A 21,616-nucleotide genomic window follows, 5' to 3' on the forward strand; every position below is an offset into this window, starting at 1 on the left:
TAATACCAATTTACAGTCGCTGTGGGCTAGATTAAGAGCCTGGGCAGGGGTGTGTCAATTTGCCGCCTGCGAAACTTTGGTCGTAGGTCGGGAGGCGGGGTGTTCTGATCGGCGAAATTGAAGGCGTTCTGATAGGTGCTGCCGGCACGTCGATAGGCCAGAATAGGGGCCCCGGCGAGTGGTCGGGATGGCGGAGAGTGAGTTATGGGGTTTGATCAGGTGCGTCAGCGCCGTTTGTCTGACGATATTGTCGAGCAGCTTGAGGGGATGATTCTCGAGGGCACGCTGAAGTCGGGCGAGCGCTTGCCGGCCGAGCGCGCGTTAGCCGAGCGCTTTGGTGTGTCGCGCCCGTCGTTGCGTGAGGCGATTCAGAAACTGGCGGCCAAGGGGTTGCTGGTCAGCCGCCAGGGAGGCGGCAACTATGTGGTGGACTCCCTGGGTTCGACCTTCAGCGATCCGCTGCTGCACTTGTTGGAAAGCAATCCCGAAGCGCAGCGCGATCTGCTGGAGTTTCGCCAGACCCTTGAGGCTTCGTGTGCTTATTACGCGGCGTTACGCGCCACGGAAGTTGACCGTGAACGGCTGACCGCAGCGTTTGAAGCGTTGCAGGATTGCTATGCGCGCGCCGACGAGGTGAGCCGAGTGGAGGAGGGCGCTGCGGATGCAAGGTTTCACTTGGCGATTGCCGAAGCCAGTCATAACGCCGTGTTGCTGCACACCATTCGCGGGCTGTTCGACCTGCTCAAGCGTAACGTAGTGACGAATATTGGTGGCATGTACCAGCAGCGTACTGAGACCCGCGACATGCTGATCAATCAGCACCGGGACTTGTACCTGGCCATCATCGAGGGGCGGGCCGAGCAGGCGCGCGAAGTCTCGACACGGCATCTGCTGTATGTGCAGGAGGTGTTGGAGGAGGTGCGTCAGGAGGTTCAACGCGTGGCTCGGGCGGAGCGACGCAAAGGGATGTAGCCCGCCTGGGCTACACCGTCACAAGGATTATTCTTCCTTGCCCTTGTTGCGCACGGCGCGATGCAGTTCGCGATTGGAATCGCGCTCGCGTTCGGTGTCGCGCTTGTCGTATTCCTTCTTGCCCTTGCCCAATGCGATCTCGCATTTGACCAGGTGCTTGCTCCAGTACCAGGACAAGCAGACACACGCGTAGCCTTTTTGCTGCACGGCTGCGGCGAGTTTTTCGAGCTCGCGGGCATTGAGCAACAACTTGCGCGTACGCACCGGGTCGGCAATCACGTGGGTGCTCGCGGTGGTCAGCGGAGTGATATGACTGCCAAGCAGCCATGCCTCGCCATCCTTGAGCAGCACATAACTGTCGACCAGCTGCAGTTTGCTGGCACGCAGACTTTTTACTTCCCAGCCGGCCAGGACCAGACCAGCCTCGAACCGATGTTCGATGAAGTAATCGTGTCGCGCTTTTTTATTTTGCGCGATGGTCCCTGTGGGGTGTTTCTTTTGTTTAGCCATAGGGGCGGCATTATAGGGAGTTGCGAGCGTGTCGGCTACGGTCAACCTGTGTGCTTGAGCGAGTTGGACGAATCCCGGACAATGCGGGCAGTTCTTTGGTTTTTTTCTCTCGCGGATTGGGCTGTTCTTTCGCGATGTTTGCCTTAAGCAGTGGAAGTAACGCTCACATGACGACGCATATTCAACGTTCGGCCCTGTTGCCCTACCCGGCGCAGGCGCTCTATGACCTGGTCAACGACGTGGCGCGTTACCCGGAGTTTCTGCCTTGGTGCTCGACGGCCGAGGTTCTGGAGAGCAGTGACGAGCACATGGTTGCCAGTGTGGGGGTGGCCAAGGGCGGCCTCAGCCAGCATTTTGTGACGCGCAATGTGCTGGTGCCGGGCCAATCCATCGAAATGAACCTGCAGGAAGGGCCGTTCACCCAACTGCACGGTGTGTGGGTGTTCAAGGCGCTGACGGACAAGGCCTGCAAGATCAGCCTGGATCTTTCGTTTGATTATGCCGGGCCGATTGTTCGTGCGACGTTGGGGCCTTTGTTCAATCAGGCCGCCAATACCCTGGTGGACGCGTTCTGTCAGCGCGCCAAGCAACTGCATGGTTGAGATTGAGGTGGTGTTCGCCGCTGAGGATCGCCAAGTGTTGCTGGGGGTAAAGGTGGCTGAAGGCACTAGTTTGCGCGAGGCGGTGCGGGCGTCGGGAATAGCGGCGCATTTTCCTGACGTTGATCTGGCTGATTGCCCGCTGGGTATATTTGGCAAGGTTGTCGTGGATGCCGGGGCGCGTTGCGTACAAGCGGGCGACCGTATTGAGATCTACCGGCCTTTGCTGGCCGACCCTAAAGAGGTGCGCAGGCTACGCGCGGCCAAGGCGGCATTGGCCAGGCAAGCGAATTCTTGAGCTTGCCAAATGGCAGCCTAGCTATCTGGAGCGCCGCGATCCAACTGTGGGAGCTGGCTTGCCTGCGATGACGTCCCGATAGCCGGCGCATATCTACCTGATGCCCACGATCCAAATGTGGAAGGGGCGGTCCCGATAACGGGTATGTTCTCGATCTGATCCAGGATCCTGGTTGACTGTCAGATCGCTTTCGCAGGCAAGCCAGCTCCCACAGGTTCAGCGTCGCACCAAGGTTATGTAGAGATGCCTATGTAAATGGCAGGCAACAAAAAGCCCGGCATGCCGGGCTTTTTATCGAGCGCAAAATTATTGCGGGCTGGTGTCCAGAGGCTCAGGCGTCGGGACGGGCACGGTTTCCACGTTGTCGATGTCTTTCTGGATGGTGTCCAGCAACGAACCAGGCTTGGCCGGTACCTCGGATTTTGGTTTTTCAGCTTCCTGCGTAGGTGCGGTCACGTTGGTGCCGCTGTCCTTGCCCAGCAAGGCTTCATCGCGGCTTACGCCGGGCATGAAGTCGCCGGACAGGCTCACGAGCTGGTCATTGCCATTGAAGATGACACTGACGCGCTCCTGCTGGCGTTCACCGCCACCAGGCTGCAGGCTGTAGAGATAATCCCAGCGATCGGCATGGAAAGTGTCGGTCAGCAGGGGATTACCCATGATAAACCGTACTTGCCGTCGGGTCATTCCCGGGCGTAACTGGTCTATCATGTCCTGCGTGACGACATTGCCCTGCTGGATGTCGATTTTGTAAACCCCGGGGAATGAACAACCGGCGAGTGCGAGCAGTCCCACAAAGGTGAAACTGGTTAGCAAGAGCTTGGTGTTTTGCATCGGTGGGCGACTTCCACTATCTTGGCTGGGACAACGTAAACGCCGATCATACCCGTATTAAGAGAAGCTGCGAAGCAGCATCCGCGAGAAAGCTAACCATGGTTGAAAATAGCGAACTACGCAAAGCCGGTCTCAAAGTGACTCTGCCACGAGTCAAGATTCTACAAATGCTCGATTCTGCTGAGCAGCGCCACATGAGTGCCGAAGATGTTTACAAGGCGCTGATGGAGTCTAACGAGGACGTCGGCCTGGCCACGGTCTACCGTGTACTGACCCAGTTTGAAGCCGCAGGGCTGGTGGTTCGTCATAATTTCGACGGCGGTCATGCGGTGTTTGAATTGGCTGACGGTGGTCACCATGACCACATGGTTGATCTGGATACCAATGAGGTTATCGAGTTCACCAGCCCTGAAATCGAAGCGCTGCAGCACAAAATTGCTGAAGAGCATGGGTTCGATTTGGTCGACCATAATCTCGTGTTGTACATCCGTAAGAAAAAGTAAAAATCGACGCAGTTTTGCTTTGCGAAACGATTGAAGGCGACCCTCGGGTCGCCTTCGTGCTTTCTATAGAGTGGAAAATATCGCTTCAGGCCTTCGCGGCCACCACCATTTTTTTCGCGTGAGCCAAGGACTCCTTGGTCAAGTCGATACCGCCGAGCATCCGCGCCACTTCTTCCACCCGTTCCGACTTGTTCAGCTTGGAGACGGCGGTGTGTGTCGCGTCACTACCGCGCACCTTATGCACAAACAGGTGCTGATGCCCTTGGGCTGCCACTTGCGGCAAGTGGGTCACCGTAAGCACTTGGCCGCGATCCCCCAGGCGACGCAGCAATTGGCCAACAATTTCTGCGGTCGGCCCGCCAATGCCCACATCCACTTCATCGAATACCAGGGTGGGTACCCGTGAGGTCTGGGCGGTAATCACTTGGATCGCCAGGCTGATCCGCGAGAGTTCGCCGCCGGAGGCCACTTTGGCCAGGGCCTTGAGCGGTTGGCCGGGGTTGGCACTCACCAGCAGTTCGACGTGCTCCAGCCCATGGGGCTGCAATTCTTGACTGGCGTTGGGATGCAGCTCGATGGTGAAGCGCCCGCCTGGCATGCCCAGGCGTTGGATTTCCAGCTCAACGGCGCTTGCCAGGCTAGTAGCTGCCTGCTGGCGCAGTGCGCTCAGCTCCCGGGCTTTTTCCTGATAATGACGGGCAAACGAAGCGAGCTCTTCGCCCAGTCGTTCGATAGATTCGTCGTTCGCGTTGAGTGTTTCGATTTCATCCAGCAGTTTCTGCTGCATGGTTGCGACTTCTGTCGGCTGGATTCGATGCTTGCGAGCCAGTGTATAAATAGTGTCCAGGCGTTCTTCTATTTCCTGCAGGCGAGCTGGGTCGGCGTCGAAATGGTCCAGGAAACGATTGAGTTCGCCCACGGCTTCCTCGACCTGGATCTGTGCGCTGGTCAGCAGGGTGGTCGCTTCGCTCAGTGAGCCGGAAGCATTGTTCACACTGGACAGGCGGTTGAGGCTGGCGGTCAGTGCATTAAGGACGTTGCCGGAGTCGCTCTCACTACATTGCTCGACGACCTGGCGGCAGATACCCAGCAGGGTCTCGGCGTTGGTCAGGTTCTTGTGTTCCTGCTCAAGTTGCTCCAGCTCTGTCTCACCCAGGCCCAGACTCTCGAGCTCTTCCAGTTGATAGCTGAGCAACTGGTGGCGGGCGCGTTGTTCGTCGCCGGAGTTGGAGAGGCGTTCCAGTTCCTGGCGTGTCTGGCGCCAGCGTTGGGCGGCCAGTTGAACTTGCCGGGAAAGATCGGTGGCGCCGGCGTACTCATCGAGCAGGCGACGGTGGGTATCGGTTTTCAACAGGGATTGGTGTTCGTGCTGACTGTGGATATCGATCAGCAATTCGCCCAGGGATTTCAAGTCGCCCAGAGGGCAAGGCGTGCCGTTGATATAGCCGCGCGAGCGCCCCTCGGCGGTGATCACCCGGCGCAGAATGCAGGGGCCTTCATTATTAAGGTCGCGCTCGGCCAGCCATGCCTCGGCTTCGGGGATGTCCGCCAGGTCGAAGGTGGCCAGGATGTCGGCCTTGTCGGAGCCAGGGCGTACCACGCCACTGTCGGCGCGGTCGCCAAGCGTCAGGCCGAGGGCGTCGAGCATGATCGACTTGCCGGCGCCGGTTTCGCCTGTGATTACGCTCATCCCGCGATCCAGTTCAAGATCCAGATGTTCAACGATGGCGTAGTTATGTACAGACAGGTGCACGAGCATGACGGCCGCTCCCAGGCTTTAGGTCTGGTTATTTATACAGTGTTTTGCTCGGGCCTGACAATCCTGGCACTTAGCTCGATTTGCTTGAGTCGTTAATTTTTTTAGCGCGATGTGGAATGAGCGTGAAGGAAATGATCCAGGTCAATCGAAAGACTTTTGGTAACGCCTGCGCCCTTGAACCTGAAAATTGTGGCCCCATATACCGGAGCAGAAGCGCGAGTTGAGTTCGCGCATGATTTTGAAAGGAGAAATCTATGGCTGACGAACAGACGCAGGATACGCAAACTCCAGACGCCAATTCGGCTGCCGGTGATGAACTGGCGACTCGTGTGCAAGTGCTCGAAGAGCAATTGGCCGCTGCGCAGGATCAATCGTTGCGTGTTGCCGCCGATCTGCAGAACGTCCGCCGCCGTGCCGAGCAGGATGTAGAGAAGGCTCATAAGTTCGCGCTGGAAAAATTCGCCGGTGACCTGCTGCCGATCATCGACAGCCTGGAGCGTGGTCTTGAGTTGTCCAACCCGGACGATGAAAACATCCGCCCAATGCGTGAAGGCATCGAGCTGACCCTGAAAATGTTCCAGGACACCCTGAAGCGTTATCAGTTGGAAGCTATCGATCCGCAAGCCGGCGAGCCGTTCAATGCTGAACATCACCAAGCCATGGCCATGCAAGAAAGCCATGACCTGGAACCCAATAGCGTGATCAAGGTGTTCCAGAAGGGTTACCAGCTCAACGGTCGCCTGATGCGTCCGGCAATGGTGGTGGTGAGCAAGGCTCCTGCACCCGTTGCACCTTCTATTGATGAGCAGGCTTGAAATTCGCCGCAAGGCCCCCATTTATAAGTCAAGCGTTTAAGTGCTACCGCAGTTAGCCAAAACTGCTGCGGCAACCAAATTCAAGTTTCGGGAGAGTAAATCATGGGCAAAATTATCGGTATCGACCTGGGGACCACCAACTCCTGCGTCTCCGTGCTGGAAAACGGCGTTGCAAAAGTTATTGAAAACGCCGAAGGCGCACGTACCACTCCGTCGATCATCGCTTACGCCAACGACGGTGAAATCCTCGTCGGTCAATCGGCCAAGCGTCAGGCGGTGACCAACCCGCACAACACCCTGTACGCGGTAAAGCGTCTGATTGGTCGTAAGTTCGACGAAGAAGTCGTACAGAAAGACATCAAGATGGTGCCTTACAAAATCGCCAAGGCCGACAACGGTGACGCCTGGGTTGAAGTGAACGGCCAGAAAATGTCGCCGCCGCAAATCTCGGCTGAAATCTTGAAAAAGATGAAGAAGACCGCCGAAGACTACCTCGGTGAAGCAGTGACTGAAGCGGTGATCACCGTTCCTGCCTACTTTAACGACAGCCAGCGTCAGGCCACCAAAGACGCCGGCCGCATCGCGGGCCTGGATGTAAAACGTATCATCAACGAACCAACCGCAGCCGCGCTGGCTTACGGTATGGACAAGGCCAAGGGCGACCACACCGTGATCGTTTACGACCTGGGTGGCGGTACGTTCGACGTCTCCGTGATCGAGATCGCAGAAGTTGACGGCGAGCACCAGTTCGAAGTGTTGGCCACCAACGGTGACACCTTCCTGGGTGGTGAAGACTTTGACATTCGTCTGATCGACTACCTCGTTGACGAATTCAAGAAAGAAAGCGGCATGAACCTCAAGGGTGACCCGCTGGCCATGCAGCGCCTGAAAGAAGCCGCTGAAAAAGCCAAGATCGAGCTGTCTTCCGCTCAGTCGACTGACGTGAACCTGCCGTACATCACTGCAGACGCTACCGGTCCTAAGCACTTGAACGTGAAGATCTCGCGTTCCAAGCTCGAAGCATTGGTTGAAGACCTGGTTCAGCGCACCATCGAACCTTGCCGCATCGCGCTGAAAGACTCCGGTATCGACGTTGGCTCGATCAACGACGTGATCCTGGTGGGCGGTCAGACCCGTATGCCACTGGTTCAGAAGCTGGTTACCGAGTTCTTCGGCAAAGAAGCCCGTAAAGACGTGAACCCGGACGAAGCCGTTGCCATGGGTGCTGCCATCCAGGGGGCCGTACTGGCCGGTGATGTGAAAGACGTGCTGCTGCTGGACGTAAGCCCGCTGACCCTGGGTATCGAAACCATGGGGGGCGTGATGACTGCGCTGATCGAGAAAAACACCACGATTCCTACCAAGAAATCCCAGGTGTTCTCGACTGCCGATGACAACCAGGGCGCCGTGACGATCCACGTGCTGCAGGGCGAGCGTAAGCAAGCCGCACAGAACAAGTCCCTGGGCAAGTTCGACCTGGCTGAGATTCCACCAGCACCACGTGGCGTGCCACAAATCGAAGTGACCTTCGACATCGACGCCAACGGCATCCTGCACGTCGGCGCGAAAGACAAGGCCACCGGCAAAGAGCAGAAGATCACCATCAAGGCCAGCTCCGGCCTGTCTGATGAAGAAATTCAACAGATGATCCGTGATGCTGAAACCAATGCTGAAGCGGACAAGAAGTTCGAAGAGTTGGCAGGCGCCCGTAACCAGGGTGACGCGCTGGTTCACTCGACGCGCAAAATGATCGCTGATGCTGGCGACAAAGTGACCGACGAAGAGAAAACCGCAATCGAAGCGGCAGTGGTTGCCCTGGAAGCCGCCATTAAAGGCGACGACAAGGCTGCCATCGAAGCCAAGGTTGAGGAGCTGTCGAAAGTCTCCGCGCCAGTTGCTCAGAAAATGTACGCCGAGCAAGGCCAGCCGGCTGACGGCGCTGCGCAACAAGCCGAGCCTGAAGCCAAGCACGACGATGTTGTCGATGCTGAGTTCGAAGAAGTTAAAGACAACAAGTAAGTTGTCGCCCGGTTGACCGCGCACAAGCGGTGACTGGTAGGATGTCGCCGCGCGGGAGCTTGCTCCCGCGTTGGCGTGTCTGGGGTATGCGAATTTTTACAGCATGCGACAACGCTTGGATGCTGGCGGTGTGAACGGGAATGCTCCTGCTTTCCGAATGACAGTCACCGCGTTTTTGGCCGGCTCCCTGGCTGAAAGCAGTAATGACCAGGATCGTTGAATTGACGTGAGTTGGGTCCGGGCCTGTATTGGGGCTCAACGAGTTTGGCAGGGTTCAGGAGGGCCAGGTCGAACGTCCTTAAGAGTGCAAAGACTTATGGCAAAGCGTGACTATTACGAAGTATTGGGTGTGGAGCGTGGCGCCAGCGAGGCGGAGCTGAAAAAAGCCTACCGTCGCCTGGCGATGAAGCACCACCCGGACCGTAATCCGGATAACAAAGAATCCGAAGAGATGTTCAAAGAGGCCAACGAGGCCTACGAATGCCTGTGTGATCCCAATAAGCGTGCGGCCTACGACCAATATGGCCATGCTGGCGTCGACCCGAGCATGGGCGGCGGCGGTGCCGGTTTTGGTGGCCAGAACTTCTCCGATATTTTCGGCGACGTATTCAGCGACTTCTTCGGCGGTGGCCGTGGCGGTCAGCGTGGCGGCCCTCAGCGCGGCAGCGACCTGCGTTACACCCTGGAACTGAACCTGGAAGAAGCCGTGCGCGGCACCAGTGTCAATATCCGTGTGCCGACGCTGGTCAACTGCAAGCCGTGCGACGGCTCGGGTGCGAAGAAAGGCTCCTCGCCGATCACGTGCCCGACCTGCGGCGGTATCGGGCAGGTACGCATGCAGCAGGGCTTCTTCTCGGTGCAGCAAACCTGCCCGCGTTGCCATGGCCAGGGCAAGATCATTTCCGATCCGTGCGACTCCTGCCACGGCGAAGGCCGCGTCGAAGAGTACAAAACGCTGTCTGTGAAAGTGCCGGCGGGTGTGGATACCGGTGATCGTATTCGACTGTCGGGCGAAGGCGAGGCGGGTGCCCAGGGTGGCCCTACGGGCGACCTGTACGTGGTGATCAATGTGCGCGAGCACTCGATCTTCCAGCGTGACGGCAAGCACTTGTTCTGCGAAGTGCCGATCAGCTTTGTTGATGCGGCCCTGGGTGGCGAGCTGGAGATTCCGACGCTGGATGGTCGGGTCAAGCTCAAGATTCCCGAGGGGACTCAAACCGGCAAGCAGTTCCGCATTCGTGGCAAGGGCGTTGCGCCCGTGCGCGGTGGCGGTGCTGGCGACCTGATGTGCCGTGTGGCAGTGGAAACCCCGGTGAACCTGAATCGTCGTCAGCGTGAACTGCTGGAAGAGTTCCGCAGCTCGCTGGAAGGCGATGACTCCCACTCGCCGAAGACTACGGGCTTCTTCGACGGTGTAAAACGCTTCTTCGGCGACCTGTAAGGATCTGAATATGCGACGTATAGCCGTAATGGGCGCTGCCGGGCGCATGGGCAAGACGCTGGTCGAGGCGGTGCAGCAGCGCTCGCCGGCCTCCGGGCTGACGGCGGCGATTGTTCGCCCAGGCAGTACGTTGATCGGCGCGGACGCAGGTGAGTTGGCCTCATTGGGTCGCATCGGTGTTTCGCTGTCTGGCAACCTCGAGCAGGTGGCTGACGAGTTCGACGTGCTGATCGACTTCACCCTGCCGGAAGTGATGCTGAAAAATCTGGCCTTCTGCCGTAAGGCGGGCAAGGCTATGGTGATCGGTACCACCGGTTTGAGCGCCGAGCAGAAACAGTTGCTGGTGGAGGCGGGCAAGGATATTCCGATCGTCTTCGCTGCCAATTTCAGCGTGGGCGTAAACCTGTCGCTGAAATTGCTGGACCTGGCGGCGCGCGTGCTGGGTGATGAGGCTGATATCGAGATTATCGAGACTCATCACCGTCACAAGATCGACGCTCCGTCGGGCACTGCGTTGCGCATGGGTGAAGCTATTGCCGATGCGCTAGGCCGCGATTTGTCGAAAGTGGCGGTATACGGGCGTGAAGGCCACACCGGTGAGCGCGCACGCGACACCATCGGTTTTGCAACCGTGCGCGGTGGTGATGTGGTTGGCGATCACACCGTGCTGTTCGCCACCGAAGGCGAGCGCCTGGAGATCACGCACAAAGCCTCCAGCCGCATGACTTTCGCCAAGGGCGCGGTGCGTGCTGCGCTTTGGTTGGACGGCCGCGAGCCGGGCCTGTACGACATGCGTGACGTGCTGGATTTGCACTAACCAGTAGCTAAAACGGGGGCTCAGGATTATCCTGTGGCCCCGTTTTTACCCGCTAGGCGACGTCCTGTCGCATTCCCCTGCCTTTAAGGCTCATTAGCGGTGGACCAAAAAAGCCTTTTTCTGTAAGCTACAGCTTTAGTGTGTCCACTAAAAGCGCGCAGAATAATTCAGTGAAGAAGCGGGGTGACGTGTCCATACGTCACTCCGCTTTTTTACAACCTGCGATCGCCCTTTCAGGCTTTATTTACGGGAGGTCTTCTTGACTAAGCCAGCCATACTCGCCCTTGCTGATGGCAGCATTTTTCGCGGCGAAGCCATTGGAGCCGACGGTCAGACCGTTGGAGAGGTGGTGTTTAACACTGCCATGACCGGCTATCAGGAAATCCTTACCGATCCTTCCTACGCCCAACAGATCGTTACCCTGACCTATCCGCACATCGGCAACACCGGCACTACGCCGGAAGATGTCGAGTCTGATCGTGTCTGGTCGGCGGGCCTGGTAATTCGTGACCTGCCACTGGTTGCGAGCAACTGGCGTAACACGATGTCGCTGTCCGATTACCTGAAAGCCAACAACGTTGTGGCGATCGCCGGTATCGATACGCGCCGCCTCACGCGCATCCTGCGTGAAAAAGGCTCGCAGAACGGCTGCATCATGGTCGGTGACAATATTTCCGAAGAGGCGGCGATTGCCGCAGCGCAAGGCTTCCCTGGCCTGAAGGGCATGGACCTGGCGAAAGTCGTCAGCGTCAAAGAGAAGTACGAGTGGCGTTCCACCGTATGGGATCTGAAGACTGACAGCCACGCGACTATCGAGGCTGCCGATCTGCCCTACCACGTGGTCGCCTATGACTACGGCGTCAAGTACAACATCCTGCGCATGCTGGTCGAGCGCGGTTGCCGTGTGACCGTGGTGCCCGCGCAAACCCCTGCCAGCGATGTGCTCGCGATGCAGCCGGACGGTGTGTTCCTGTCCAACGGCCCGGGTGACCCTGAGCCATGCGACTACGCTATCCAGGCCATCAAGGACGTGCTGGAGACCGAGATTCCGGTGTTCGGCATCTGCCTTGGTCACCAGTTGCTGGCTTTGGCCTCCGGCGCCAAGACCCTGAAAATGGGCCACGGCCACCACGGTGCCAACCACCCGGTACAAGACCTGGACACCGGCGTTGTGATGATCACCAGCCAGAACCACGGTTTTGCGGTGGATGAAGCCTCCCTGCCGAGCAACGTGCGCGCCATTCACAAGTCGCTGTTCGACGGCTCCCTGCAAGGCATCGAGCGCACCGACAAGAGCGCGTTCAGCTTCCAGGGCCACCCTGAAGCCAGCCCGGGCCCGAACGACGTAGCGCCGCTGTTCGACCGTTTCATCAATGAGATGGCCAAGCGACGCTGACTGAGTGGCCTGCGGGCGGCCCCGGATTGCGGTGGCCCCCGCAGGCTCTTCAAAGATTGTTCAAGACGGCTTGCCGACTGACCTGCGGATTTGAGTGACAAACCCATGCCAAAACGTACAGACATAAAAAGCATCCTGATTCTTGGCGCTGGCCCGATCGTGATCGGCCAGGCCTGCGAATTCGACTACTCCGGCGCCCAGGCCTGTAAAGCCCTGCGCGAGGAGGGCTACCGCGTCATCCTGGTGAACTCCAACCCGGCCACCATCATGACCGACCCGGCCATGGCCGACGCCACCTACATCGAGCCGATCAAGTGGCAGACCGTTGCCAAGATCATCGAAAAAGAGCGTCCGGACGCGCTGCTGCCGACCATGGGTGGCCAGACCGCTCTGAACTGCGCCTTGGACCTGGAGCGCGAAGGCGTCCTGGAAAAGTTCGGCGTAGAGATGATCGGTGCCAATGCCGACACCATCGACAAGGCTGAAGACCGTTCGCGTTTCGACAAGGCCATGAAGTCCATCGGCCTGGCGTGCCCACGTTCCGGTATCGCCCACAGCATGGAAGAGGCCAATGCGGTCCTCGAGACCCTGGGCTTCCCGTGCATCATCCGTCCGTCCTTCACCATGGGCGGCACCGGCGGTGGTATTGCTTACAACCGTGAAGAGTTCGAAGAAATCTGCGCGCGTGGCCTGGACCTGTCGCCGACCAAAGAGCTGCTGATCGACGAATCGCTGATCGGCTGGAAAGAATATGAGATGGAGGTTGTCCGCGATAAGAAGGACAACTGCATCATCGTCTGCTCCATCGAAAACTTCGACCCGATGGGCGTGCACACCGGTGACTCGATCACCGTGGCACCAGCACAGACCCTGACCGACAAGGAATACCAGATCCTGCGTAACGCCTCCTTGGCGGTATTGCGCGAGATCGGCGTTGAAACCGGCGGTTCCAACGTCCAGTTCGGCATCTGCCCGGACACCGGCCGCATGGTCGTGATCGAGATGAACCCGCGTGTATCGCGTTCTTCGGCGCTGGCCTCGAAAGCGACCGGCTTCCCGATTGCGCGTATCGCTGCCAAGCTGGCTATCGGCTACACCTTGGACGAGCTGCAAAACGAAATCACCGGCGGCGCTATGCCGGCGTCTTTCGAACCGTCTATCGACTACGTCGTGACCAAGCTGCCGCGCTTTGCCTTCGAGAAATTCGCCAAGGCGGATGCGCGCCTGACCACCCAGATGAAGTCGGTCGGTGAAGTCATGGCCATCGGCCGCACGTTCCAGGAATCCCTGCAGAAAGCGCTGCGCGGCCTGGAAGTCGGTGTTTGCGGCCTGGACGAGAAGCTCGACCTGAGCAACCCGGAAAGCATGAGCATCCTCAAGCGCGAGCTGACCGTGCCGGGCGCCGAGCGTATCTGGTACGTGGCTGACGCCTTCCGTGCCGGCCTGAGCGTCGAAGATATCTTCGGCATGAACATGATCGACCCGTGGTTCCTGGTGCAGATCGAAGATCTGATCAAGGAAGAAGAGAAGGTCAAGACGCTGGGTCTGTCGTCTATCGACCGCGACCTGATGTTCCGCCTCAAGCGCAAAGGCTTCTCCGACCAGCGTCTGGCCAAGCTGCTGGGTGTGACCGAGAAGAACCTGCGTACTCATCGCCACAAGCTGGATATCTTCCCGGTCTACAAGCGCGTTGACACCTGCGCCGCAGAATTCGCCACCGACACGGCCTACATGTACTCCACCTATGAGGAAGAGTGCGAAGCCGCGCCGACGGGCCGCGACAAGATCATCATCCTGGGTGGCGGTCCGAACCGTATCGGCCAGGGCATCGAATTCGACTACTGCTGCGTACACGCCGCCCTCGCCCTGCGCGAAGACGGGTACGAGACCATCATGGTCAACTGCAACCCGGAAACGGTTTCCACTGACTACGACACTTCCGACCGTCTGTACTTCGAGCCGGTAACGCTGGAAGACGTATTGGAAATCTGCCGCGTCGAGAAGCCTAAAGGCGTGATCGTCCAGTACGGCGGCCAGACCCCGCTGAAGCTGGCGCGTGCCCTCGAAGCCGCTGGCGTGCCGATCATCGGTACCAGCCCGGATGCAATCGACCGTGCCGAAGACCGTGAGCGTTTCCAACAGATGGTTGAGCGCCTGAACCTGCGTCAGCCGCCGAACGCCACCGTGCGCAGCGAAGACGAAGCCATTCGCGCGGCCAGCAAGATCGGCTACCCGCTGGTGGTGCGTCCGTCCTACGTACTGGGCGGCCGGGCGATGGAAATCGTCTACGAAGAAGAAGAACTCAAGCGCTACCTGCGTGATGCGGTGAAAGTCTCCAACGACAGCCCGGTGCTGCTGGACCACTTCCTCAACTGCGCCATCGAAATGGACGTGGACGCGGTCTGCGACGGTACTGACGTAGTGATCGGCGCCATCATGCAGCACATCGAGCAGGCCGGCGTTCACTCCGGTGACTCCGCGTGCTCCCTGCCGCCGTACTCGCTGCCGGCGCACATCCAGGACGAGATGCGCGAACAGGTCAAGAAGATGGCCCTGGAACTGGGTGTGGTCGGCCTGATGAACGTACAGTTGGCGCTGCAAGGCGAAGACATCTACGTCATTGAAGTCAACCCGCGTGCTTCGCGTACCGTACCGTTCGTGTCCAAGTGCATCGGTGTGTCCCTGGCCATGATCGCTGCGCGTGTGATGGCTGGTAAGACCCTGAAGGAAATCGGCTTTACCAAGGAAATCATTCCGAACTTCTACAGTGTGAAAGAGGCGGTGTTCCCGTTCGCCAAATTCCCTGGTGTGGACCCGATCCTGGGCCCAGAGATGAAGTCCACCGGTGAAGTGATGGGTGTGGGCGATACCTTCGGTGAAGCGTTCGCCAAGGCCCAGATGGGTGCCAGCGAAGTGCTGCCGACCGGCGGTACTGCGTTTATCAGCGTACGTGATGACGACAAGCCACTGGTTGCAGGGGTCGCCCGCGATCTGATCAACTTGGGCTTTGAAGTCGTGGCTACCGCCGGGACCGCCAAGCTGATCGAAGCTGCCGGCCTGAAAGTACGTCGCGTGAACAAGGTGACGGAAGGCCGTCCGCATGTGGTCGACATGATCAAGAATGACGAAGTCACTCTGATCATCAACACCACCGAAGGTCGCCAGTCGATCGCGGACTCCTACTCCATTCGTCGTAATGCCTTGCAGCACAAGATTTACTGCACCACTACCATTGCTGCTGGCGAAGCTATCTGTGAAGCGCTGAAGTTCGGTCCGGAAAAGACCGTGCGTCGCTTGCAGGATTTACACGCAGGATTGAAGGCATGAGCATAACCAAATACCCGATGACCGTTCAGGGCGCTCGCGCCCTGGAAGAGGAGCACGCCCATCTGACCAAGGTCGTACGTCCAAAGCTGAGCCAGGACATCGGTACGGCCCGCGAGCTGGGTGACTTGAAGGAAAACGCCGAATACCACGCTGCTCGCGAGCAGCAGGGTATGGTCGAGGCGCGGATTCGTGACATCGAAGGCCGTATGCAGAATGCGGTGATCATCGATGTCACCACCATCCCGCATACCGGCAAGGTAATTTTCGGCACGACCGTGGAAATCGCCAACGTCGAGACCGACGAAAGCGTGACTTACCAGATCGTGGGTGAGGATGAGGCTGACTTCAAGCAAGGCAAGATCTCTGTCGGCTCGCCGATTGCTCGCGCCTTGATTGCCAAGGAAGAAGGCGACGTGGTTGCCGTGAAAACGCCGAGCGGCGTCATTGAGTACGAGATTGTCGAAGTTCGTCACATCTGAAAGACGGCGCCCGCTGCGTGCGGGCGCCATGCTTTGGCAGCTCTCTCAGATGCTTTGGGTGGGCGGCCTATGGCTGTTACATATTGGCGTGTTGCCGGCGTTGGGCCTGATTGGCTTGGCGCCGCTGCTGATCGATGAGATCGACGGATTGCTGAGTGCGCTGCTGGTGGGTTTTGCGGCGGCGTGCGTGATGCTTCAAGCGTTGGTGCTGATCACGGCCGAAGGCTTGAAGAGTTTGTGGCGGGATATTCGCGGGCAACTGCTGTTGATGGCGCTGTATGCATGCGCAATGTTTTGTATGGTGCATGTGTGGCTGCCGCAAGCGTTGCGCTGGCAGTTGTTCAGCTATCTTGTGCTAGGGTTCTCTGGCTTGGTGCTGGTTACGCAGCCTGCGCCGGGATGGAGTGGCGGGGCGCGCGAAGCACGCCCTTGACCCTTTTCATCATTTGAAGCGATGAACGTTCGACAGTTGCTTGTTGACGCTGAAGTTCTTGCGATACAGCAGCGCCATCTTGCCGATGACCTGAACCAGGTCCGCTTTGCCGACCTTGCACAGTTCTGCAACGGCGGCCAGGCGCGCTTCGCGATCAAGGATGTTGACCTTGATCTTGATCAGTTCGTGATCGTTCAGTGCGCGCTCGAATTCGGCTAGCACACCCTCAGTCAAACCGTTGTCTGCCACAATCAGAACTGGTTTCAGATGGTGGCCAATGGATTTGTACTGTTTCTTCTGCTCTTGAGTGAGCGGCATAATCTGACCCCTGCGTCTGATCTTGTAAAAAGCGGCGGCCAGTTTACCCGAGCGAGTCCGGGACCGCCCAGTTAATCACGACCCGTTTTATTTTTTCGAGGTGGCCCGTGGCCCGTTCCAAAACCAGCCTTAAGTGGCTACAAGAACATTTCAATGATCCTTACGTCAAAAAGGCGCAAAAGGACGGCTACCGTTCCCGGGCCAGCTACAAGTTGCTGGAGATCCAGGACAAGGACAAATTGATTCGTCCAGGCATGAGCGTTATCGATCTCGGCGCGGCCCCCGGTGGCTGGTCCCAGGTGACCAGTCGTCTGATTGGTGGGCAAGGCCGATTGATCGCTTCGGACATCCTCGAGATGGACAGCATCCCGGACGTGACCTTTGTTCACGGCGATTTCACCGAGGACAAGGTATTGGCCGAGATCCTGGAGGCTGTGGGAAATTCGCAGGTAGACCTTGTGATTTCCGACATGGCCCCCAATATGAGTGGATTACCGGCTGTTGATATGCCGCGTGCCATGTTCCTGTGTGAACTGGCGCTGGATCTGGCAGGTCGGGTGTTGCGTCCGGGTGGCGATTTCCTGGTGAAGGTCTTCCAGGGCGAAGGTTTCGACGAGTACCACAAGAACATTCGCAAGTTGTTCGACAAGGTACAGACACGCAAGCCGGACTCATCCCGTGACCGGTCCAGGGAGCAGTATCTGCTGTGCCGTGGCTTCCGCGGTGTCGAAGGCGCTGCGAGCGAAGAGCGTTTTTGAGAAATTCGAGGAGGGCGATAGGTTTTTTTATATCGCTTTCGTCACGAAGCTTTACGAATATTGCGTAGTCAAAGTTTCACAAAGGGTTACAGACGGCGCCTGCCAGAGTTGTAGGTAATGTAGTAAGTTAGGCCGGTGAATATCATGCGAAGCGCGCGCCAGTAGCGGAGCTTGCTTCAGAGGGTAGTTAATTGAACGATATGGCAAAGAATCTGATCCTGTGGTTGATCATCGCGGCTGTCCTGGTGACGGTGATGAACAACTTCTCCAGCCCTAACGAGCCGCAGACCCTCAACTATTCCGACTTCATCCAGCAAGTTAAGGATGGCAAGGTCGAGCGCGTAGCGGTTGATGGCTACGTGATTACCGGTAAGCGCAACGATGGCGACAGCTTCAAGACCATTCGTCCTGCCATTCAGGACAACGGTCTCATCGGTGACCTGGTGGATAACAAGGTCGTTGTGGAAGGCAAGCAGCCTGAACAGCAAAGCATCTGGACCCAACTCCTGGTGGCCAGCTTCCCGATCCTGGTGATTATCGCCGTGTTCATGTTCTTCATGCGCCAGATGCAAGGCGGTGCGGGAGGCAAGGGCGGGCCGATGAGCTTCGGCAAAAGCAAGGCGCGCCTGCTCTCCGAAGACCAGGTGAAGACCACCCTGGCTGACGTCGCAGGTTGCGACGAAGCCAAGGAAGAAGTCGGTGAGTTGGTCGAGTTCCTGCGTGATCCGGGCAAGTTCCAGCGCCTGGGTGGCCGTATTCCTCGCGGTGTGCTGATGGTGGGGCCTCCGGGTACCGGTAAAACCTTGCTGGCCAAGGCGATTGCCGGCGAAGCCAAGGTGCCTTTCTTCACGATTTCCGGTTCTGACTTCGTCGAGATGTTTGTCGGCGTCGGCGCCAGCCGTGTTCGCGATATGTTCGAGCAGGCCAAGAAACACGCGCCATGCATCATCTTCATCGACGAAATCGATGCCGTTGGTCGCCATCGTGGCGCGGGCATGGGTGGTGGTCACGATGAGCGTGAGCAGACCCTCAACCAGTTGCTGGTAGAGATGGATGGTTTCGAGATGAATGACGGCATTATCGTCATCGCCGCAACCAACCGTCCCGACGTTCTCGACCCTGCGTTGCTGCGTCCGGGCCGTTTCGACCGTCAGGTTGTGGTCGGCCTGCCGGACATTCGTGGTCGTGAGCAGATCCTGAAAGTACACATGCGCAAGGTGCCAATGGGCGACGACGTGGCTCCGGCTGTGATCGCCCGTGGTACTCCCGGTTTCTCCGGTGCTGACCTGGCAAACCTGGTGAACGAGGCTTCGCTGTTTGCTGCCCGTACTGGCAAGCGCATCGTTGAGATGAAAGAGTTCGAATTGGCGAAAGACAAGATCATGATGGGCGCCGAGCGCAAATCCATGGTCATGTCCGAGAAAGAGAAACAGAACACCGCTTATCACGAGGCAGGTCACGCCATTGTAGGTCGCGTTGTGCCTGAGCATGACCCCGTCTACAAAGTGTCGATCATTCCTCGTGGTCGGGCACTGGGTGTGACCATGTTCCTGCCGGAAGAAGATCGCTACAGCCTCTCCAAGCGTGCGCTGATCAGCCAGATCTGCTCGCTGTATGGTGGCCGTATTGCTGAGGAAATGACCCTTGGCTTCGACGGTGTGACCACTGGCGCCTCCAACGACATCATGCGTGCGAGCCAGATTGCGCGAAACATGGTGACCAAGTGGGGCTTGTCGGAAAAACTCGGCCCATTGATGTACGCCGAAGAAGAAGGCGAAGTGTTCCTGGGCCGTGGCGGCGGTGGGCAAAGCGCCAGCTTCTCGGGTGAGACAGCCAAGCTGATCGACTCCGAGGTTCGCAGCATCATTGACCAGTGCTACGGCACTGCCAAGCAGATCCTCACTGACAACCGTGACAAGCTGGATGCCATGGCTGATGCGTTGATGAAGTACGAAACCATCGATGCCGACCAGATCGACGACATCATGTCGGGCCGCACGCCGCGTGAGCCGCGCGACTGGGAAGGTGGTTCGGGTACTTCGGGCACTCCGCCTGTGGTGCAGAATGAGCGCCCTGAAACGCCTATCGGCGGCCCGGCAGCTGATCACTAAGGTTTGAAATGACTTCTGCTTTGTCCTCTACCCGGTTGCCTTGCGGCAACCGGGTTCTTGATTTGGCCCGGACGCATGTCATGGGCATCCTCAATGTAACCCCTGACTCCTTTTCCGATGGTGGCCGCTTCAGTCAGTTGGACGCCGCGTTGCGCCATGCCGAGGCGATGGTGGCTGCCGGTGCGACGCTGATTGATGTGGGTGGGGAATCGACCCGCCCCGGCGCCCGCGTTGTTTCTCCATTGGAGGAGCTGGAGCGGGTGGCACCGGTGGTTGAGCGCATAGCCCGCGAGCTGGATGTCATCATCTCGGTAGACACCTCCACCCCGGCAGTGATGCGCGAAACCGCGCGTCTGGGGGCTGGGTTGATCAACGACGTGCGCTCGCTTCAGCGCGACGGTGCTCTTGATGCGGCCGCTGCGACCGGCTTGCCCGTCTGCCTGATGCATATGTTGGGTGAGCCCGGCAACATGCAGGACAATCCGCATTACGACGACCTGGTTGGCGAGGTGGGTGGGTTTCTTGCTGAGAGGGTTGCCAAGTGTGTGGCTGTGGGTATTGCGCCTGAGCAGATCATCCTCGATCCGGGGTTTGGCTTTGCCAAGACCCTGCAGCACAATCTAAGCCTGTTCAAACACATGGAAGCGCTGCACGCCCTTGGTCGCCCGCTGTTGGTCGGCGTTTCGCGCAAGAGCATGATAGGGCTCGCCTTGAATCGCCCCGTCGGCGAACGCCTGTATGGCGGCCTGGCGCTTGCGGCGCTTGCCGTGACCAAGGGCGCACGTATTTTGCGTGTGCATGATGTCGCCGAAACGGTCGATGTGGTGCGCATGCTCGCTGCTGTAGAATCAGCCGAATAAGAATGATGGAGTACTTATGACTAAAAAATATTTTGGCACCGACGGCATTCGTGGTCGGGTCGGCGAATTCCCGATCACCCCTGATTTCATGCTCAAACTGGGTTGGGCGGCAGGCATGGCGTTCCGCAGCATGGGCGCATGTCGCATCCTGGTGGGCAAGGACACCCGTATTTCGGGCTACATGTTTGAGTCTGCGCTGGAGGCCGGATTGTCCGCCGCCGGGGCCGATGTGATGCTGTTGGGGCCTATGCCCACGCCGGCAATCGCTTACCTGACGCGTACCTTCCACGCTGAAGCCGGTATTGTGATCAGCGCCTCCCACAATCCTCATGATGACAATGGCATCAAGTTTTTCTCGGGGCAGGGCACCAAGCTGCCTGACGAGATCGAGTTGATGATCGAAGAGCTGCTGGATGCGCCGATGACGGTGGTCGAGTCCAGCAAGCTGGGCAAGGTGTCGCGCATTAACGACGCGTCAGGCCGCTATATCGAATTCTGTAAAAGCAGCGTCCCGAGCAGCACCAATTTTGCAGGCTTGAAGATTGTTGTCGATTGCGCCCATGGGGCGACCTACAAGGTGGCGCCGAGCGTCTTCAAGGAACTGGGCGCACAGGTTACCGTGCTGTCGGCTCAGCCCAACGGCTTGAACATCAACGACAACTGCGGTTCCACCCACATGGAGCAACTGCAGGCTGCTGTGCTGGCTGAGCATGCGGACCTGGGCATCGCTTTTGATGGCGATGGCGACCGCGTGCTGATGGTGGATCACACTGGCACGATCGTGGATGGTGATGACCTGTTGTTCATCATTGCCCGTGACCTGCATGAGCGTAACAAGCTGCAAGGTGGCGTGGTCGGCACTCTGATGAGTAATCTCGGGCTGGAATTGGCGTTGGCAGAACTGGGGATTCCCTTTATTCGCGCCAATGTCGGTGACCGCTACGTGATCGCCGAGCTGCTGGAGCGTAACTGGTTGGTCGGCGGCGAGAACTCCGGGCACGTGGTCTGCTTCCAGCACACCACCACGGGTGACGCGATCATCGCCGCGCTACAGGTGCTGTTGGCCCTGCGTCGCCGCGAGGAGAGCCTGGCCCAGGCGCGTCAAGCCCTGCGCAAGTGCCCGCAAGTGCTGCTCAATGTGCGTTTTGCCGGTGGCGAAAACCCCATCGAGCACCCTGCTGTCAAAGAGGCTTGCGAGCGCGTGACCCAGGCAATGGCGGGGCGCGGGCGTGTGTTGCTGCGCAAGTCCGGCACAGAGCCGCTGGTGCGTGTGATGGTCGAAGGCGAGGACGAAACACAGGTTCGCGGCCATGCCGAAGACCTGGCAAAACTGGTAACTGAAGTTTGCGCCTGAATTCGGCTTGCCA

Annotated in this window: 20 protein-coding genes; 16 read left to right on the forward strand and 4 right to left on the reverse strand. The window is 58.4% G+C overall.

What is annotated here, in order from left to right:
• Nucleotides 1-204 precede the first annotated feature (204 nt).
• Nucleotides 205-972 (forward strand): FCD domain-containing protein, encoded by a 768-nt coding sequence (locus tag AC07S6_RS11655; protein ID WP_014719963.1) that lies wholly within the window; start codon nucleotides 205-207, stop codon nucleotides 970-972.
• 27 nt (nucleotides 973-999) lie between these two features.
• Here AC07S6_RS11655 and smpB read toward each other — a convergent pair whose 3' ends face one another.
• Nucleotides 1,000-1,482, reverse strand: a complete 483-nt coding sequence (smpB, locus tag AC07S6_RS11660) for an SsrA-binding protein SmpB (RefSeq protein WP_014719962.1) — start codon at nucleotides 1,480-1,482, stop codon at nucleotides 1,000-1,002.
• Between the two features lie 167 nt (nucleotides 1,483-1,649).
• Here smpB and AC07S6_RS11665 point away from each other — a divergent pair, with 167 nt between their 5' ends.
• Nucleotides 1,650-2,084: a type II toxin-antitoxin system RatA family toxin gene (locus AC07S6_RS11665; RefSeq protein WP_003194226.1), complete on the forward strand. Its 435-nt coding sequence runs from the start codon at nucleotides 1,650-1,652 to the stop codon at nucleotides 2,082-2,084.
• Nucleotides 2,077-2,379 (forward strand): RnfH family protein, encoded by a 303-nt coding sequence (locus tag AC07S6_RS11670; RefSeq protein WP_127881943.1) that lies wholly within the window; start codon nucleotides 2,077-2,079, stop codon nucleotides 2,377-2,379. The genes AC07S6_RS11665 and AC07S6_RS11670 overlap by 8 nt, the downstream gene beginning before the upstream one ends.
• Nucleotides 2,380-2,685: 306 nt before the next feature.
• On the opposite strand, the gene AC07S6_RS11675 is transcribed toward AC07S6_RS11670, so the two are convergent.
• On the reverse strand, nucleotides 2,686-3,213 hold the full coding sequence (locus AC07S6_RS11675; protein ID WP_014719960.1) for an outer membrane protein assembly factor BamE: 528 nt from the start codon (nucleotides 3,211-3,213) through the stop codon (nucleotides 2,686-2,688).
• Nucleotides 3,214-3,311: 98 nt separating this feature from the next.
• On the opposite strand from AC07S6_RS11675, the gene fur reads away from it, so the two are divergent.
• Nucleotides 3,312-3,716, forward strand: coding sequence for a ferric iron uptake transcriptional regulator (gene fur, locus AC07S6_RS11680; RefSeq protein WP_003194220.1), 405 nt, complete (start codon nucleotides 3,312-3,314; stop codon nucleotides 3,714-3,716).
• Nucleotides 3,717-3,801: 85 nt separating this feature from the next.
• Here fur and recN read toward each other — a convergent pair whose 3' ends face one another.
• Entirely contained in the window at nucleotides 3,802-5,475 is a 1,674-nt protein-coding gene (recN, locus tag AC07S6_RS11685) for a DNA repair protein RecN (protein WP_191949025.1), read from the reverse strand.
• Nucleotides 5,476-5,729: 254 nt separating this feature from the next.
• On the opposite strand from recN, the gene grpE reads away from it, so the two are divergent.
• The 8 genes from grpE (at nucleotide 5,730) to AC07S6_RS11725 (ending at nucleotide 16,202) form a co-directional block, all read left to right on the forward strand.
• The gene (gene grpE / locus AC07S6_RS11690; protein WP_003194215.1) at nucleotides 5,730-6,290 is read left to right on the forward strand and encodes a nucleotide exchange factor GrpE; all 561 of its coding nucleotides are present in this window, start codon (nucleotides 5,730-5,732) and stop codon (nucleotides 6,288-6,290) included.
• 102 nt (nucleotides 6,291-6,392) lie between these two features.
• The gene (gene dnaK / locus AC07S6_RS11695; protein WP_495112357.1) at nucleotides 6,393-8,309 is read left to right on the forward strand and encodes a molecular chaperone DnaK; all 1,917 of its coding nucleotides are present in this window, start codon (nucleotides 6,393-6,395) and stop codon (nucleotides 8,307-8,309) included.
• A 316-nt stretch (nucleotides 8,310-8,625) separates the two neighbouring features.
• A complete protein-coding gene (dnaJ, locus tag AC07S6_RS11700) occupies nucleotides 8,626-9,750 on the forward strand; it encodes a molecular chaperone DnaJ (protein ID WP_014719958.1) in 1,125 nt (374 codons plus the stop codon).
• Between the two features lie 10 nt (nucleotides 9,751-9,760).
• Entirely contained in the window at nucleotides 9,761-10,567 is an 807-nt protein-coding gene (gene dapB / locus AC07S6_RS11705; protein ID WP_014719957.1) for a 4-hydroxy-tetrahydrodipicolinate reductase, read from the forward strand.
• Nucleotides 10,568-10,826: 259 nt separating this feature from the next.
• A complete protein-coding gene (gene carA / locus AC07S6_RS11710; protein WP_003194208.1) occupies nucleotides 10,827-11,963 on the forward strand; it encodes a glutamine-hydrolyzing carbamoyl-phosphate synthase small subunit in 1,137 nt (378 codons plus the stop codon).
• 105 nt (nucleotides 11,964-12,068) lie between these two features.
• On the forward strand, nucleotides 12,069-15,290 hold the full coding sequence (carB, locus tag AC07S6_RS11715; RefSeq protein ID WP_003194205.1) for a carbamoyl-phosphate synthase large subunit: 3,222 nt from the start codon (nucleotides 12,069-12,071) through the stop codon (nucleotides 15,288-15,290).
• Nucleotides 15,291-15,292: 2 nt separating this feature from the next.
• Nucleotides 15,293-15,769 carry a transcription elongation factor GreA gene (gene greA / locus AC07S6_RS11720; protein WP_032873232.1) on the forward strand — a complete coding sequence of 159 codons (477 nt, stop codon included), beginning with the start codon at nucleotides 15,293-15,295 and terminating at the stop codon, nucleotides 15,767-15,769.
• A gap of 28 nt (nucleotides 15,770-15,797) precedes the next feature.
• The gene (locus tag AC07S6_RS11725; RefSeq protein ID WP_060764103.1) at nucleotides 15,798-16,202 is read left to right on the forward strand and encodes a hypothetical protein; all 405 of its coding nucleotides are present in this window, start codon (nucleotides 15,798-15,800) and stop codon (nucleotides 16,200-16,202) included.
• A 9-nt stretch (nucleotides 16,203-16,211) separates the two neighbouring features.
• On the opposite strand, the gene AC07S6_RS11730 is transcribed toward AC07S6_RS11725, so the two are convergent.
• The gene (locus tag AC07S6_RS11730; protein WP_003176146.1) at nucleotides 16,212-16,520 is read right to left on the reverse strand and encodes a YhbY family RNA-binding protein; all 309 of its coding nucleotides are present in this window, start codon (nucleotides 16,518-16,520) and stop codon (nucleotides 16,212-16,214) included.
• A gap of 107 nt (nucleotides 16,521-16,627) precedes the next feature.
• On the opposite strand from AC07S6_RS11730, the gene rlmE reads away from it, so the two are divergent.
• The 4 genes from rlmE to glmM all read left to right on the forward strand — a co-directional run bounded on the left by rlmE (nucleotide 16,628) and on the right by glmM (nucleotide 21,603).
• Nucleotides 16,628-17,278, forward strand: a complete 651-nt coding sequence (gene rlmE / locus AC07S6_RS11735) for a 23S rRNA (uridine(2552)-2'-O)-methyltransferase RlmE (protein WP_014719954.1) — start codon at nucleotides 16,628-16,630, stop codon at nucleotides 17,276-17,278.
• Nucleotides 17,279-17,478: 200 nt separating this feature from the next.
• Nucleotides 17,479-19,389: an ATP-dependent zinc metalloprotease FtsH gene (ftsH, locus tag AC07S6_RS11740; protein WP_019817951.1), complete on the forward strand. Its 1,911-nt coding sequence runs from the start codon at nucleotides 17,479-17,481 to the stop codon at nucleotides 19,387-19,389.
• Between the two features lie 8 nt (nucleotides 19,390-19,397).
• A complete protein-coding gene (gene folP / locus AC07S6_RS11745; protein WP_034127005.1) occupies nucleotides 19,398-20,249 on the forward strand; it encodes a dihydropteroate synthase in 852 nt (283 codons plus the stop codon).
• Nucleotides 20,250-20,265: 16 nt separating this feature from the next.
• Nucleotides 20,266-21,603 (forward strand): phosphoglucosamine mutase, encoded by a 1,338-nt coding sequence (glmM, locus tag AC07S6_RS11750; RefSeq protein WP_003194195.1) that lies wholly within the window; start codon nucleotides 20,266-20,268, stop codon nucleotides 21,601-21,603.
• Nucleotides 21,604-21,616 lie beyond the last annotated feature (13 nt).

The organism is Pseudomonas sp. GW821-FHT07B01 (assembly GCF_059419065.1).

What these genes read in the sequence shown, in the direction of transcription:
- folP (WP_034127005.1), top strand. Translation starts at nt 19,398, where the DNA reads ATGACTTCTGCTTTGTCCTCTACCCGGTTGCCTTGCGGCAACCGGGTT.
- glmM (WP_003194195.1), top strand. Translation starts at nt 20,266, where the DNA reads ATGACTAAAAAATATTTTGGCACCGACGGCATTCGTGGTCGGGTCGGC.
- smpB (WP_014719962.1), bottom strand. Translation starts at nt 1,482, where the DNA reads ATGGCTAAACAAAAGAAACACCCCACAGGGACCATCGCGCAAAATAAA.
- dnaJ (WP_014719958.1), top strand. Translation starts at nt 8,626, where the DNA reads ATGGCAAAGCGTGACTATTACGAAGTATTGGGTGTGGAGCGTGGCGCC.
- recN (WP_191949025.1), bottom strand. Translation starts at nt 5,475, where the DNA reads ATGCTCGTGCACCTGTCTGTACATAACTACGCCATCGTTGAACATCTG.
- dnaK (WP_495112357.1), top strand. Translation starts at nt 6,393, where the DNA reads ATGGGCAAAATTATCGGTATCGACCTGGGGACCACCAACTCCTGCGTC.
- ftsH (WP_019817951.1), top strand. Translation starts at nt 17,479, where the DNA reads ATGGCAAAGAATCTGATCCTGTGGTTGATCATCGCGGCTGTCCTGGTG.
- fur (WP_003194220.1), top strand. Translation starts at nt 3,312, where the DNA reads ATGGTTGAAAATAGCGAACTACGCAAAGCCGGTCTCAAAGTGACTCTG.
- dapB (WP_014719957.1), top strand. Translation starts at nt 9,761, where the DNA reads ATGCGACGTATAGCCGTAATGGGCGCTGCCGGGCGCATGGGCAAGACG.
- grpE (WP_003194215.1), top strand. Translation starts at nt 5,730, where the DNA reads ATGGCTGACGAACAGACGCAGGATACGCAAACTCCAGACGCCAATTCG.
- AC07S6_RS11725 (WP_060764103.1), top strand. Translation starts at nt 15,798, where the DNA reads ATGCTTTGGCAGCTCTCTCAGATGCTTTGGGTGGGCGGCCTATGGCTG.
- AC07S6_RS11730 (WP_003176146.1), bottom strand. Translation starts at nt 16,520, where the DNA reads ATGCCGCTCACTCAAGAGCAGAAGAAACAGTACAAATCCATTGGCCAC.
- AC07S6_RS11670 (WP_127881943.1), top strand. Translation starts at nt 2,077, where the DNA reads ATGGTTGAGATTGAGGTGGTGTTCGCCGCTGAGGATCGCCAAGTGTTG.
- AC07S6_RS11675 (WP_014719960.1), bottom strand. Translation starts at nt 3,213, where the DNA reads ATGCAAAACACCAAGCTCTTGCTAACCAGTTTCACCTTTGTGGGACTG.
- AC07S6_RS11655 (WP_014719963.1), top strand. Translation starts at nt 205, where the DNA reads ATGGGGTTTGATCAGGTGCGTCAGCGCCGTTTGTCTGACGATATTGTC.
- carB (WP_003194205.1), top strand. Translation starts at nt 12,069, where the DNA reads ATGCCAAAACGTACAGACATAAAAAGCATCCTGATTCTTGGCGCTGGC.
- AC07S6_RS11665 (WP_003194226.1), top strand. Translation starts at nt 1,650, where the DNA reads ATGACGACGCATATTCAACGTTCGGCCCTGTTGCCCTACCCGGCGCAG.